At 72.1% G+C, this 13,658-nt stretch carries 16 protein-coding genes and 2 pseudogenes; 8 read left to right on the top strand and 10 right to left on the bottom strand.

Going from position 1 to position 13,658, the window contains the following annotated elements; all coding sequences use genetic code 11:
- Positions 1–175: 175 nt before the first annotated feature.
- Entirely contained in the window at positions 176–706 is a 531-nt protein-coding gene (hslR, locus tag GTW67_RS17010) for an Hsp15 family ribosome-associated heat shock protein (protein ID WP_161165670.1), read from the top strand.
- A gap of 68 nt (positions 707–774) precedes the next feature.
- Here hslR and GTW67_RS17005 read toward each other — a convergent pair whose 3' ends face one another.
- A complete protein-coding gene (locus tag GTW67_RS17005; RefSeq protein ID WP_161165669.1) occupies positions 775–1,227 on the bottom strand; it encodes a DoxX family protein in 453 nt (150 codons plus the stop codon).
- Between the two features lie 127 nt (positions 1,228–1,354).
- On the opposite strand from GTW67_RS17005, the pseudogene GTW67_RS17000 reads away from it, so the two are divergent.
- Positions 1,355–1,882: pseudogene (locus GTW67_RS17000) on the top strand (metallophosphoesterase); the annotation flags it as partial.
- On the opposite strand, the gene GTW67_RS16995 reads toward GTW67_RS17000, so the two are convergent.
- From GTW67_RS16995 to GTW67_RS16955, 9 genes are all read right to left on the bottom strand, one after another.
- Positions 1,873–2,619: a TetR family transcriptional regulator gene (locus GTW67_RS16995; protein WP_161165668.1), complete on the bottom strand. Its 747-nt coding sequence runs from the start codon at positions 2,617–2,619 to the stop codon at positions 1,873–1,875. The pseudogene GTW67_RS17000 and the gene GTW67_RS16995 sit on opposite strands and share 10 nt — an antisense overlap.
- 11 nt (positions 2,620–2,630) lie before the next feature.
- The gene (locus tag GTW67_RS16990; RefSeq protein ID WP_161165667.1) at positions 2,631–3,116 is read right to left on the bottom strand and encodes a thiol-disulfide oxidoreductase DCC family protein; all 486 of its coding nucleotides are present in this window, start codon (positions 3,114–3,116) and stop codon (positions 2,631–2,633) included.
- Positions 3,117–3,120: 4 nt separating this feature from the next.
- Positions 3,121–3,528: a hypothetical protein gene (locus GTW67_RS16985; protein ID WP_161165666.1), complete on the bottom strand. Its 408-nt coding sequence runs from the start codon at positions 3,526–3,528 to the stop codon at positions 3,121–3,123.
- Positions 3,529–3,647: 119 nt separating this feature from the next.
- Positions 3,648–4,058: a VOC family protein gene (locus GTW67_RS16980; RefSeq protein WP_161165665.1), complete on the bottom strand. Its 411-nt coding sequence runs from the start codon at positions 4,056–4,058 to the stop codon at positions 3,648–3,650.
- Between the two features lie 168 nt (positions 4,059–4,226).
- Positions 4,227–5,000, bottom strand: coding sequence for a succinate dehydrogenase iron-sulfur subunit (locus tag GTW67_RS16975; protein WP_161165664.1), 774 nt, complete (start codon positions 4,998–5,000; stop codon positions 4,227–4,229).
- Positions 5,000–6,754 carry a succinate dehydrogenase flavoprotein subunit gene (gene sdhA, locus GTW67_RS16970; RefSeq protein ID WP_161165663.1) on the bottom strand — a complete coding sequence of 585 codons (1,755 nt, stop codon included), beginning with the start codon at positions 6,752–6,754 and terminating at the stop codon, positions 5,000–5,002. Before sdhA ends, GTW67_RS16975 begins: the two co-directional genes overlap by 1 nt.
- A gap of 19 nt (positions 6,755–6,773) precedes the next feature.
- Positions 6,774–7,256, bottom strand: coding sequence for a succinate dehydrogenase hydrophobic membrane anchor subunit (locus GTW67_RS16965; RefSeq protein ID WP_161165662.1), 483 nt, complete (start codon positions 7,254–7,256; stop codon positions 6,774–6,776).
- 5 nt (positions 7,257–7,261) lie between these two features.
- On the bottom strand, positions 7,262–7,642 hold the full coding sequence (sdhC, locus tag GTW67_RS16960) for a succinate dehydrogenase, cytochrome b556 subunit (protein WP_161165661.1): 381 nt from the start codon (positions 7,640–7,642) through the stop codon (positions 7,262–7,264).
- A 182-nt stretch (positions 7,643–7,824) separates the two neighbouring features.
- Positions 7,825–8,400, bottom strand: a complete 576-nt coding sequence (locus GTW67_RS16955; protein WP_161165660.1) for a 2-oxo-4-hydroxy-4-carboxy-5-ureidoimidazoline decarboxylase — start codon at positions 8,398–8,400, stop codon at positions 7,825–7,827.
- Between the two features lie 282 nt (positions 8,401–8,682).
- Here GTW67_RS16955 and GTW67_RS16950 point away from each other — a divergent pair, with 282 nt between their 5' ends.
- The 6 genes and pseudogenes from GTW67_RS16950 to GTW67_RS16925 form a co-directional block, all read left to right on the top strand.
- A complete protein-coding gene (locus GTW67_RS16950) occupies positions 8,683–10,251 on the top strand; it encodes a family 20 glycosylhydrolase (RefSeq protein WP_161165672.1) in 1,569 nt (522 codons plus the stop codon).
- Positions 10,252–10,361: 110 nt separating this feature from the next.
- Entirely contained in the window at positions 10,362–10,907 is a 546-nt protein-coding gene (locus GTW67_RS16945; protein ID WP_161165659.1) for a hypothetical protein, read from the top strand.
- Positions 10,908–10,994: 87 nt separating this feature from the next.
- The gene (locus GTW67_RS16940; RefSeq protein WP_161165658.1) at positions 10,995–11,582 is read left to right on the top strand and encodes a hypothetical protein; all 588 of its coding nucleotides are present in this window, start codon (positions 10,995–10,997) and stop codon (positions 11,580–11,582) included.
- 172 nt (positions 11,583–11,754) lie between these two features.
- Positions 11,755–12,171, top strand: coding sequence for a hypothetical protein (locus tag GTW67_RS16935; protein ID WP_161165671.1), 417 nt, complete (start codon positions 11,755–11,757; stop codon positions 12,169–12,171).
- 352 nt (positions 12,172–12,523) lie between these two features.
- Positions 12,524–13,186, top strand: a complete 663-nt coding sequence (locus tag GTW67_RS16930; RefSeq protein WP_161165657.1) for a sigma-70 family RNA polymerase sigma factor — start codon at positions 12,524–12,526, stop codon at positions 13,184–13,186.
- Positions 13,186–13,658, top strand: a pseudogene (locus GTW67_RS16925) (hypothetical protein); the annotation flags it as partial. The gene GTW67_RS16930 and the pseudogene GTW67_RS16925, both read left to right, overlap by 1 nt.

Here is a 13,658-nt window from a genome sequence, read left to right as displayed (position 1 = left end):
TGTCCATGCCCCCACCGTAAGACCACCGGACCCGCGCGCCTCGGGGCGGGGGCCGCCGGGCCCGGCCGGGTGCCGTGGCGCCACTTACCGGCCGTCACGGCACCCGGCGTCCCGCCGCCCTCGCCCCGTCGATATCCGATCCCGCGCACCGGGGCCCTGCGGCTAAGGTCGGGGCATGGCTTCCGAGCATGACGAAGGCAGGGACGGCGAGGCGACTGCCGTACCGGACTCCCCCGAGGCGAAGGCCGCCGACCAGGCCCCGGACCCCAAGACCGCCGCCGCGATCGCCGCCGCCGAGGCTGCCGGACCGCAGAACGGCGAGAGTGTCCGGGTCGACAGCTGGATCTGGGCCGTCCGTCTGATCAAGACCCGCTCCCTCGGTGCGACCGCCTGCCGGGGCGGTCACGTCCGGGTGAACGGCGAGCGCGTGAAGCCAGCCCACTCCCTGCGTGTCGGCGACGAGGTGCGCCTGCGGCACGAGGGCAGGGAACGGGTCGTCGTCGTCAAGCGGCTGATCCGCAAGCGGGTCGGAGCCCCGGTCGCCGCCCAGTGCTACATCGACAACTCCCCGCCGCCTCCGCCCCGCGAGGCCGTAGCCCCGGCCGGCATCCGCGACCGCGGCGCCGGACGCCCGACCAAGCGGGACCGGCGCGAGCTGGAACGCCTGCGCGGCCTGGAGGGCATGGGCCGCCCGGAGGGCCACTGACCGAGGGGCCGCTGACCGAAGGGCCACTGGCCGGAAGACCCTGCGAAGACGGACCCCCCTGCCGGCGGTCACGCGCGGACCAGCCGGAGCAGCTCCGCGTTGTGCTCCCGGCGGGCCCAGGCCACGAGGAGCAGCGGGACCAACAGGACGAGCGGCGTCGCCGCGTTCTCGCCGTCGAAGTAGGTGAGCTGGACGACGAACGCGCCCACCATCAGCGCGCTCAGCGCCGTCGCCGCCACCGACTGGAGCACCGGGACCAGCAGGGCGATCGCCCCGGCCAGTTCGAGGATGCCGATGGCGTACATGCCGGCGTTGCCCCAGCCCATCTCGTCGAAGGTCTCGGCCGCCGACGCGTGCGCGATCAGCTTGGGCAGGGCGCTCGCGACGGCGAAGAACAGCGCGAGGAGCACCTGCACCGCCCGCAGGGCGATCCGGGCGCCCCGCCCGGATCGCCCTGCCGGGACGGAGGCTGCCGAGGCGACGGCGGGAGCGTGGGTGGCGGAAGCGGTGGTCTCGGGCATGGGGATCTCCTGGGCTGAGCGGTCCGTGCTGCTGTCGGGGAGGTAGACCGCCCCTCGCCCCGGAACTCATCGCACCCCTAGCCCCGGCCCGCCGGGACCGCCCGCACCCATGTCCCGTCCTCGGTGAGATACCGCTCCACCCGCAGCCCCGCTCGCCCGGCTGCGGGCCCGGCACGGCGCGTACTTCGTCACCGGCAACCACGAGTACTTCTCCGGCGCCGAGCAGTGGGTCGCCGAGGTACGCCGCCTCGGCCTGATCCCGCTGGAGAACGCCCGCACCGAGCTGCCCCACTTCGACCTGGCCGGCGTCAACGACGTGGCGGGCGAGGACGAGGGCCACGGCCCCGACTACGCCCGCGCCCTCGGCGACCGCGACCGGGCCCGCGCCTGCGTGCTCCTCGCCCACCAGCCGGTGCAGATCCACGACGCCGTCGACCACGGCGTCGACCTCCAGCTCTCCGGCCACACCCACGGCGGCCAGCTCTGGCCCGGCAACCTCATCGCGGCCGCCGCCAACCCGACGGTGGCCGGCCTGGAGCGCTACGGCGACACCCAGCTCTACGTCAGCCGCGGCGCCGGCGCCTGGGGCCCGCCCACGCGCGTGGGGGCGCCCTCGGACATCACGGTGATCGAGCTGGCGTCCTGTCAGGCCTGACGCGGGGGCTTCTGGGCCGAGGGGTCGGGCAGCGCCTTGGTCATGCCGGGCAGGAAGTCCGTGAACAGCTCGTGCACCTCGCGCACCAGCGGGCGCAGCACCCGGAACCGGGCCAGCGCGACACCCCGCGCGGTGAGCCGGGCGCCGCGCTCGGCCAGGCGGTAGCTGCGCTCGCGGCCCGGGGTGCGGTCGAAGACCCAGTACAGGACCAGCCCCATCTGGGAGAGCCACATCAGCTCCGGGAGGATGTCCCGCAGGTCCTCGGGCACCTTGGTCCTCGTGCCGGCCAGCACCGCGCGGTGGACGCTGATGGCCTCCACGCGCGCGTGCTCCGACTCCGGGGAGAAGGGGCTGAGCGGGCTGTCCGGGTCGGCGGCGTTCTTGAAGAACTGCACCGCGAACTCGTGGTACGGCGTCGCGATGTCCAGCCACACCTTCAGCACGCCCGCGAGCCGCGCCTCCAGGTCGGTCTCCCGCGCCAGCACCTCGCGGACCGCCGCCTGGTGCTCGGCGGCGATCCGGTCGTAGAAGCCCTGGATCAGGTGCTCCTTGCCGGCGAAGTAGTAGTACGCGTTGCCGACGGAGACACCGGCCTCCTGGGCGATGGCCCGCATGGTCGTCCGGTCGTAGCCGCGTTCCTGGAAGAGCCGCATGGCCGTCTCCAGGATCAGGGCGCGGGTCTGCTCGGACTTGCTGAGGGGGGCTCCGTCGTCGGGGCCGTCGTTCTTCGCAGGCACAGGAAGAGAGCCTAACGAGTGACGCAGGCGCCGTCGTCGCAGCCCGGCCCGGTGTAGAGCCAGCCGAGCCCCGGCTCATACACCCAGCCGTCGGCGCGGCGGTATCCGTTGCCGCCCCACCGCTTCTGCCCGTCCCGCCACTTGGCGGCGGCCAGGACGGCGCCCCGGGCCAGCCGGGCCCCGGCGGGCGTGGCGAGCCGGTGGGCGAGCCTGCGGTACCTGCGCAGCGCCCACAGGACGACGATCCAGGCGGCGGCGCCCCGGTAGACCTGCCCGGCGTCGCCGACGGCGGTGACCTCGTCGAGGGAGGCGCCGTGGTCGAGGCCGGGAAAGCGCCGCCGGGCCTCGTCCGACCCCGCCGGGACCAGGTCCATCGGCACCAGCCGGGGCTGGCGCAGCAGCCAGTCCCGTACGTGGGTGCACAGGGAGCATTCGGCGTCGTAGAGGACGGTGAGCCGGCGCACGGGGGCGCCGGCCGTCCCGGGAGCGGGAGCCATGGGCTCAGGCTCCGGCCGTCGGGGCCGCCCAGCCCTGCGGCGGGACCGGCGGGATCTGCTCCCGCTCCATCATTCCGCGCCGCCGGATCTTGTTGAGCACGTACACGTTGGCCAGGTGCATCACGCCGAGGACCAGCAGCACCACGCCCAGCTTGGTCGAGAGCGCCTCGAAGATCCCCCGGGTGTCGGTGATCGTCTCGTCGTCGCTCAGGTAGAGGGCGACGAAGCCGAGGTTGACGAGGTAGAAGCCGACCACCAGGAGGTGGTTGACGGCGTCGGCGAGCTTCTCGTTGCCGTGCAGGACGTCGGCGAGGAAGACCCGGCCGTTGCGGCTGAGCGTCCGGGCCACCCAGACGGTCAGACCGATGCTGACGACCAGGTAGATGACGTAGGCGATGACGGTGCGGTCCATGCCCCACCCCTTCTTGAACGCGTTCAAAACGCTGACAGGGATGACTGTAGACCTGCTTTTGAACGTGTTCAACTCAAGGGTGGAGTGGTCCGCGTCACGCGGCCGGCGGGTCAATACGGCTAGGGCCTGCGGCCGAGCTCGGGGCGCTTGGAGTAGTCGGTCAGTCCGATGACGTTGCCCCAGGGGTCGGCGAACTCGACGGTCCAGCCGGTGGCGACGGGGAAGGGCTCGTCCAGCGGCGCGATGTCCGCCTCGCGCAGCGCCGCGGCCGCCCGGCGGGCGTCGGGCACCTCCAGCCACACCCGCGCGGAGGGCCACAGCGGCGGCCGCCGCCCGAACTCCTCCTCGCCCCGCAACAGGATGCCGGGGGTCTCGCCCCCGACCTTCAGCAGCGCGATCCCGGCCTCGTCGAGCCGGAAGGCGACCGGGAACCCGGCCCGCTCGTAGAACCCGACGGCCTCACCGAGGTCCCCGACGGGCAGCACCACGTTGTCGAACCCGAGCAGTTCGTACGACTCGTCATCTGACATGCCGTCAGGCTAGGACGCTCATCGCCCGGAACGGCTGATTGTCATCCCTCGCCGGGTGCGGGATTGGTCCGTCCGGCGGCAACCGGCCGCGCGGCGCACCGGGGCGCTCATGCCGAAGGGCCCCGCCTCCACCGGAGACGGGGCCCTTCGAGGACGTACCGACGGACGTCAGAAGCGGCGCGTGATCAGTGCACGCTTGACCTCCGCGATCGCCTTGGTGACCTCGATGCCGCGCGGGCAGGCGTCCGTGCAGTTGAAGGTCGTGCGGCAGCGCCAGACGCCGTCGCGGTCGTTCAGGATCTCCAGCCGCTGCTCGCCGGCCTCGTCGCGCGAGTCGAAGATGAAGCGGTGGGCGTTGACGATCGCGGCCGGGCCGAAGTACTGGCCGTCGTTCCAGAACACCGGGCACGAGGACGTGCACGCCGCGCACAGGATGCACTTGGTCGTGTCGTCGAAGCGCTCGCGGTCCTCGGCGGACTGGAGGCGCTCACGCGTCGGCTCGTTGGTGTCCTTCGTGATCAGGAAGGGCATCACGTCCCGGTACGCCTGGAAGAACGGCTCCATGTCGACGACCAGGTCCTTGAGGACCGTCAGCCCCTTGATGGGCTCGACCGTGATCGGCTTCTCGGGGTTGATGTCCTTGATCAGCGTCTTGCAGGCCAGCCGGTTCTTGCCGTTGATCCGCATGGCGTCGGACCCGCAGATGCCGTGGGCGCAGGAACGGCGGAAGGTCAGCGTGCCGTCCAGGTCCCACTTGATCTTGTGAAGGGCGTCGAGGACACGCTCCTTCGGGTCGATCTCCAGCTGGAAGTCCTGCCAGGTCGCCTCGGCCGAGACCTCCGGGTTGAACCGGCGGACGCGGACCGTGACGGAGATGTAGGGGGAGTCGGCGAAACCGGGCTCGGGAGCCTTGTCGCTCTTCTCCATGACAGGGGTAGCCATCAGTACTTACGCTCCATCGGCTGGTAGCGGGTCTGGACGACCGGCTTGTAGTCCAGACGGATGGACTCGGCGCCGTCGTCGCCCACCTCGCGGTACGCCATGGTGTGGCGCATGAAGTTGACGTCGTCGCGGTTGGGGTAGTCCTCGCGGTAGTGACCGCCGCGGGACTCCTTGCGGGCGAGCGCGGAGACCGCCATCACCTCGGCCAGGTCGAGCAGGTTGCCCAGCTCGACGGCCTCCAGCAGGTCGGTGTTGAACCGGCGGCCCTTGTCCTGGATCGCCACGTTCTTGTAGCGGGCGCGCAGCTCGGCGATCTTCTCGACGGCCGTCTTGATCGTCTGCTCGGTGCGGAACACCATGACGTTGGCGTCCATGGTCTCCTGGAGCTCGCGGCGCAGCTCGGCCACCCGCTCGCTGCCCGTGGACGTCCGCAGCCGCTCGATCTGCTCGACGACGAGGGACTCGGGGTCCTCCGGCAGCGGCACGAAGTCCGCCTTCTGGGAGTACTCCGCGGCGGCGATGCCGGCCCGCTTGCCGAAGACGTTGATGTCCAGCAGCGAGTTGGTGCCCAGGCGGTTGGCGCCGTGCACCGACACGCACGCGACCTCGCCGGCCGCGTACAGGCCCGGGACGACGGTGGTGTTGTCCGCGAGGACCTCACCCTCGACGTTGGTCGGGATGCCGCCCATGGCGTAGTGCGCGGTCGGCTGGATCGGGATCGGGTCCGTGTAGGGCTCGATGCCGAGGTAGGTCCGCGCGAACTCCGTGATGTCGGGCAGCTTGGCGTCCAGCTGCTCCGGCGGGAGGTGGGTGAGGTCCAGGAAGACGTGGTCGCCCTCGGGACCGCAGCCGCGGCCCTCGCGGATCTCCGTGTAGATGGAGCGCGAGACGACGTCACGGGACGCGAGGTCCTTCATGACCGGCGCGTACTTCTCCATGAAGCGCTCGCCGTCCTTGTTGCGGAGGATGCCGCCCTCACCGCGGGCGCCCTCCGTCAGCAGGATGCCCATGCGCCAGATGCCGGTCGGGTGGAACTGGAAGAACTCCATGTCCTCCAGCGGCAGCCCGCGCCGGTACACGGCCGCCTGGCCGTCGCCCGTCAGCGTGTGCGCGTTGGAGGTCACCTTGAAGAACTTGCCGGTGCCGCCGGAGGCGTAGATCACGGCCTTCGCCTGGAAGACGTGGATCTCGCCGGTCGCCAGCTCGTAGGCCACCACGCCGGCGGACTTCTTGACGCCGTCGACCTCGGTGATCAGCTGGTCCAGGACGTAGAACTCGTTGAAGAACTCCACGCCCTCCTTGACGCAGTTCTGGTACAGCGTCTGGAGGATCATGTGGCCGGTGCGGTCGGCCGCGTAGCAGGACCGGCGGACCGGGGCCTCGCCGTGGTTGCGGGAGTGACCGCCGAAGCGGCGCTGGTCGATGGTGCCGTTCGGCGTCCGGTTGAACGGCAGGCCCATCTTCTCCAGGTCGAGGACCGAGTCGATGGCCTCCTTCGCCAGGATCTCGGCGGCGTCCTGGTCGACCAGGTAGTCACCGCCCTTGACCGTGTCGAAGGTGTGCCACTCCCAGTTGTCCTCCTCCACGTTGGCCAGCGCGGCGGCCATGCCGCCCTGCGCGGCGCCCGTGTGGGAGCGGGTGGGGTAGAGCTTCGTCAGGACGGCGGTGCGGCTGCGCTTCGTCGACTCGATGGCCGCGCGCATGCCGGCGCCGCCTGCGCCGACGATGACGGTGTCGTACTTGTGGATCTTCATGATTCTCGCAGCCCCGTGCCTAGCGGATGTTCGGGTCGAAGGTGAAGATCACCAGCGTGCCCAGCAGGATGGTGAACACCGTGGCGGTGTAGAGCAGGCCCTTGAGCCACAGCCGGGTGTTCGCGCGCTCCGCGTAGTCGTTGATGACCGTGCGCAGGCCGTTGGCACCGTGCAGCATCGCGAGCCAGAGCATCAGCAGGTCCCAGACCTGCCAGAACGGCGAGGCCCAGCGGCCGGCCACGAAGGCGAAGCCGATCTTGGAGACGCCGCCGTCCAGCACGAGCTGGATGAGCAGGTGGCCGAGGACCAGGACGACCAGCACCACGCCGGACAGGCGCATGAACAGCCAGCCGTACAGCTCGAAGTTGCCGCGCGTGGACTTCGGGGTCTTCTTGGTGCGCTGCCGGGGGGCTTCGATCAGCGGCGCCGGGTTGTCGACGGTGTAGATCGACGCGCCCTCGACGGGGCCGATGCCGGCAGCGGTCTTGTCAGTCGTGGACATCTGCGTCAGCTCCCGAACAGTTCACGAGCGGCGTGGCCGAGGACGGGGTAGATCGCCCCGAGCATCAGCACGATCCACAGGGCGACCACGGTCCAGAGCATCTGCTTCTGGTAGCGGGCGCCCTTGATCCAGAAGTCGACGGCGATGACGCGCAGACCGTTGAGCGCGTGGAAGAGGATGGCGGCGACGAGGCCGTACTCCAGCAGCGCGACGATCGGGTTCTTGTACGTGGCCACGACGTTGTCGTAGGCCTCGGGGGAGACACGCACGAGAGCGGTGTCCAGCACGTGAACGAACAGGAAGAAGAAAATGAGGACGCCGGTGACTCGGTGAGCCACCCAGGACCACATTCCTTCCCGGCCGCGGTACAGCGTTCCAGCCGGCACGGAAGTTTCCTCCGGGAGCGGGGATTGGGGCCGCGCCGGCTTTCTCTTGTCGGTCGGGCCCGGCCGGGTACGGTCCACCGGCCCCCAGCATCGTAGCGACGTGTGCCTGCGGCGCTTACGGGGGGCCTGCTTGTGTGATCAAAGTTGCACTCAAAGGAGCAGTGGGATTGAGCGCCGGGCGGCTAATGGGGTGGGGGTTTGGTGTGGTTTGCCGGGTGCGGGTCGTCGGTGGCCGGTCGCGCCCACGCGGCGGAGCCGCCTATGTCACAGCCCCGCGCCCCTAAAAGCCGGCGTACTCGCGCCCGTGCCAAGCGGCGCAGTTCTTCGGCCGCCACCAGGCGTTCCTCGTCCGGATCGTTTGTCAATCGTGACCGGATGGCTGCCAGGGCGTGGTCCAGGGCCTCGTTCGCGGGCAAGCCGTCCAGGCAGATCACGAACGCGTGGCCGAAGCGGCTTTCGTAGGCCGCGGTCGCCGCGGTCAGGGCTGTGTGGGCCGCTGCGTACGTGTCCTCGGCCAGGGCCGGCATCGCCTCCGCCGTCAGGGCCTCCGTGAGGGCCTGGGGGCTCAGGTCGTACGTCGCCTCGTCGGCCGCCGCGAGGAGGGCGGGGAGGTCCGGGTAGGGGCGGTGGGTGGTGAGGCGGTGGGACCAGGCGTGGCTGTTCAGGCAGGTGAGGAGGGTCCGGGCGGCCTCGTCGGAGGGGGCGGTGTTGAAGCGCTCCAGCGGGGTGGGTGCTGCCGGTGCGGCGCGTGTTTGCACCGGTACCGGTATGGCCACTCGGCCGGAGAGTTCTGGGAGACGGTGCACAGGCAGCGTGGGTCCTTGTGGGCGTCACGTGTGTGTCGGCAGGGGATTGTGCGAAATATGTGCCCGACACATTATCGAGAGAGGACATCGCATGTCCGTACGCTGCCCGAATTTCACCCGAACGGGAGAGTTTCGGAACATGTGGTGGACGCATGAGGGAGCCGGCGGCCTTAGGTTGGCGCTGTGAGCCAGCACGGACGCCGGACACCGGCGCGCAAGGTGAGGCAGCGAGCGGTGATCGCCGGCGCGGCGGTCGCGGCCCTCGGCGTGGGAGTCGGCCTGTGGGCCACCGACGGCGACGGGGACGGCGGGCCCGCGGCGCGGTCCTCCGAAGGCGCGGCCGCACCCTCCACCTCGCCCAGCCCCAGTCGCTCCTACGCCCTGTCGAAGGCGCCGCAGACCGTGCCGGCCGTACGGCAGCACACCGCGGCCCGCGGACCCGGCTGGCAGCCCGCCCCCGGTCACCGGGTCGTCGTGGCCGACCCCTCCCTTGCCGACGAGGGCAAGCTGGTCGCCGGCGAGCTGGGCATGTCGTACGCCGGTGAGAAGGACGACGCGCGCGCCGGGGACCTGCGGCTGGAGGTCAAGGCCGACAAGGGCGCGGACCCGGAGTCGTACACCATGACCGTGCGCGACGGCCGCGTCACCGTCAGCGGGCCGGCCGAGGCGGGCGTCTTCTACGGCACCCGCACCCTGAAGCAGGAGGTGGACGGCGGCGGCACCGCGCCGGAGGGCGTGGTGAAGGACGAGCCGGCCAAGCCCAAGCGTGGCTTCATGCTCGACATCGCCCGCAAGCACTACGACGCCGACTGGATCAAGGACCGGGTCCGCGAGCTGGGCGACCTGAAGTACAACGAGCTGGGTCTGCACTTCTCCGACGACCAGGCCTTCCGCATCGAGTCGGACTCGCACCCGGAGATCGTCTCCCAGGACCACCTGACCAAGGCCGAGGTCAAGGAGATCACCGACCTCGCCGCCTCCCGGCACATCACCGTCGTCCCCGAGATCGACTCCCCGGGCCACCTCGGCGCCGTGATCGCCGCGCACCCCGACCTCCAGCTCCGCAACGTCCGCGGCACCGCCACGCGCGGCGCGATCGACATCTCCAAGCCGGAGGCCGCCGAGATCGTCGACGACCTGCTGGACGAGTACGCCGACCTCTTCCCCGGCACGCAGTTCCACCTGGGCGCCGACGAGTACCAGGCGCTCGTGGTGTCCGACCCGGAGGCGTCCTACCCGACGCTGGCCGCCGCCGCCCGCGAGGCCTACGGCTCCGGCGGCACCGTCGCCGACCTGACCACCGGCTGGCTCAACGGCCGCGCCAAGACCGTCCTGGCCCACGACCGCACCCCGCGCGCCTGGAACGACGGCTTCTTCAAGGACACGTCCGTCGAACCGCTGAAGGACATCAAGGTCGCGTACTGGACCGGCAAGGAGATCGGCGCCCGGCCGCCCACGGAGTACCTGAGCGCGGGCCGCCAGGTCCTCAACTACAACGACGAGTTCCTCTACTACGTGCTCGGCCAGCCGCAGACCTTCGTCTACCCGACCGGTCAGCGCATCTACGAGCAGTGGACCCCGCGCGTCATCCGCGGCACCACGGCCGTCGACGCCAAGTACGACGACCAGATCCTCGGCGGCAGCTTCGCCGTCTGGGGCGACATCCCGAACGCCCAGACGCAGGCCCAGGTCGCCGCCGGCATCCGGCTGCCGCTCGCCGCGACCGTCCAGAAGCTGTGGGACCCGGACAAGCCCGAGCTGTCCTGGACGGAGTTCAAGGCGCTGGCCGACCGGCTCGACTGACCGGGGCCCCGGGCCGGACGGCGCCGGATTGTCCGATACGGCTGCGAACTCCCGTACGGCTGTGGTGATGTTTGGGCGAGCCGAACCGACACGCCGGGGGGAGCCGGGACATGGGCTACTGGGGGTATTTCGTCGTGGGCCGGGCCGAACGGCCGCTCACGGAGCTGGACGCGCTCGACGGCGCCGCGGACATGACCCTGCGGGTGTCCGCGCCCGACGGCTGGCAGGTGTGGGAGTACCCGGGCGGCGACGGGGACGTCGGGAACATGAACGACCTGGCCGCGCAGACCGGCGCGCCCGCGCTGTTCGGATACGTCATGGACAGCGACTGCGTGGCCGTCGAGGCGGCGGCGCCCGAGAGCGGGGCGTGGACGACCTGTCTGGCGCGGGCCGCGATGGCCGGGTACCTCGGCGCCGAGAACGAGGGGCTCACGCTGGAGGACTACTTCCTCGAACCCCGCGACGCCGCCGGGCGTGCCGTCGCCTGGGCCGCCGAGGCCGGTCGCACCGCGGACGCCGGGGAGCTGGCCGCCGTACTGGCGGCGGACCCGGGCGACGAGACGGGGCCCGGTGCGAGCCCCGCGTCCGGGGCGGCCCCGACCGCCGAAGACCTCTTCTTCCGGTTCCTCGACCGGCTCGGCGTGGTGCCGCTGTGACACTCGCGGGCCGTCGCACGCAGTAAGGGGCAATGCGGGCTCCGTGGCGGAGCGCGGGCCGGGGCGGCAGGAACGAGGAGGCGCCGGATGAGTCTGGTGGAACTGATCGCGCGGGCCGACGCACGCGGGCTCGCCGCGAGCGGACTGGCCTGCCTGGACCGCTGTCTGCCGCTCCTGGACGGCGACGACGACGTGCTGCGCCCGCTGTGGGCGGCCCTCGCCGACGGGGACGCGGGCGGAGACGGGGCCGCGAGCGGGGACGGGGCCGCTTGGGCGCAGGCGTGGGAGCAGGTCCGCGGCAAGCTCGCCGGGCCCGGCGCGGCCGGCGAGGACGAGGCCGTCCTGCTGGCCCGGCGCATGCTGGCCGCCGCCCCGGCCGGGTGCTCGGCCGCCGAGGTGCGCGGCTGGGCCGACGCCTGCTCCGTGGCCTCGCTGCGGATCCACCGGCTCCTCGACCCCGCGACGGAGGCCGCCGGGGCCGCCGGCGTCGGCCGTGAGGAGCCCGGGCGGGACGCGTCGCCGCTGGTCGCCGCCGAACTGCGCCGCCAGGTCACCGTCCTGGAGCTGCTCGCGGGCCACGGTCCGGCCGGGCTGCGGGGCGCCCTGGACGTCTCCACGGAGGGGCGCCGGGTGCTGCGGGCGGTGGTGTCCCGCAGGGCGCGCGGCCGGGGCTGACGTCCGGCCGGTGCTGTGACCGTCCTGCGGGGGCGGCGCGGCGGTGGTGCGGTGGACGTGGGGGAGCTGGGGCGGTCCTGCGCCGGTTGGGGAACCACGGGCGGAAACCTGTGACGAAACGCCGCCGGACGACGCTCTTGCCCATGTGACGACTGTGACCAGCGAAGCGACGGTGACCAGCGAGACCACTGCCCCGGCCGCGGGCGCCGACCCGGCGGCGAACCGGCCCTGGGCCGCCACCCGGCCGGTGCGGTGGGCGGCCGACACGGTGGCCGTGATGCGCGAGGGCGCGCGGCTGCGCCTCGACTACTCACCCCAGAGCCTGTGGCGGGCCGACCGCATGATCGAGGGCATCCGCGGCGAGGGAGCCCCCTACGCCGCGGTGGAGACCGTCCTGCGCGGGCTCGGGGCCTACGCCGGGGAGGTGATCGTCCGGGAGAGCGGCGCCGAGTGGTGGGCGACCGGCGGCGACCACTGGATCCGCACCCCGAACGGCCGCCTGTGGGACCCGATCGACGAGGCCCGCCGCTGCTTCGCCGGCGACGGGTCGCTGCGGCTGCTGTGCCGGGAGGCGACGGGCGGCCGCTGACGCGCGGACGCCGACAGCGGGGAGCGGGCCACGGTGGCGGCCAAGGCAACGGCCGGGGCCGCCACCCCCCACAGGAGAGGCCCCGGCCGTCGCGCGGCACGGGCCGCGCGGCGACCCGTACTCCCTACAGCGCCGCCGATGCGTTTTCTGTCACACCTCACCGCGTCACGGGTTAGTTGCGTCTTGTACGGCAATGCGATGAGGACATGGACGAGCGGCGGTTTCAAGACGTAACGTGCCTTTCGCGCCGACCAGCGGTGGACCACCGCAACCACTCATTGGGGAACCACGACGGCGAGCACCCGGTCCGCGAGAGCGGCTCCGGCTTGAGGCGCAAAGAGAGGCGCGTTCGGTGCTGGGGGACGACGCGGAGCTGACCGCCGCGGTGCGTGCGGCACAGGACGGGGACGAGACCGCGTTCCGGACTGTGTACCGCGCTGTGCACCCGCGGTTGCTCACCTACGTGCGGACACTGGTCGGTGAGCCCGACGCCGAAGACGTGGCGTCCGAGGCGTGGCTCCAGATCGCCCGTGACCTGGAGCGTTTCGACGGCGACGCGGACCGGTTCCGCGGCTGGGCCGCCCGTATCGCCCGCAACCGCGCGCTGGACCACATCCGCATGCGCGGCCGCCGGCCGGTGATCGGCGGCGACGAGACGGAGCTGACCGGCAAGCCCGCCGACTCCGACACCGCCGGCGAGGCCCTTGAGGCCCTGGCCACCGACGGCACCCTGTCCCTCATCGCGCGGCTGCCCCAGGACCAGGCCGAGGCGGTCGTCCTGCGGGTGGTCTTCGGCCTCGACGCCAAGAGCGCGGCGGACACGCTGGGCAAGCGCCCCGGAGCCGTTCGCACGGCGGCGCACCGCGGGCTGAAGCGCCTGGCCGAACTGCTCGGTGACGATCCGGAATCCACCGGGGCGCTCGACGCCCTGCCGCCCCAGCGAGAACCGCGCCGCCGTGCGGCGACGTCCGCCACTGTGACGCATACGCGTGCGCGGACGCAGAAGGACATGTGATGGCCGACGAGCAGGACGGGTGGCTGGACCGCGAGACGGCGGAGATCTTGCTGCGCGGAGAGTCACTGAAAGCTGTCGACCCCGCGGCCCGTGACCGCGCCGAACGGCTCGCCGAGGCGCTGGACGCGCTGGCCGCGCACCCCGCGCCGACCAGCGGAGAACTGCCGGGTGAGGCCGCCGCGCTGGCCGCCTTCCGCAAGGCGCGCGCCGATGACGCGGCGGTGTGGGCCGATGCGCCCGCCGCCCTCGGCCACGGCACCGTGCGGCGGCCCTCCGACGCCGGACTGGTCCGCATCGGCCCGCGCCGCGACGACACCCGGCGCTCCCGCTGGGGCCGGCCCCTGCACCTGGGTCTGGCCGCCGCGCTGACCGTCGGCATGGTCGGCGGGGTCGCGGTCGCGGCCGGAACCGGAGTCCTGCCGACCCCGTTCGGCGGCACCGAACCGGCCCCCGCCACCACCGCCTCGGCGGC

Source organism: Streptomyces sp. SID5910 (assembly GCF_009862125.1).
GTDB lineage: Bacteria > Actinomycetota > Actinomycetes > Streptomycetales > Streptomycetaceae > Streptomyces.
This window is presented reverse-complemented; position numbering and strand designations above follow the sequence as displayed.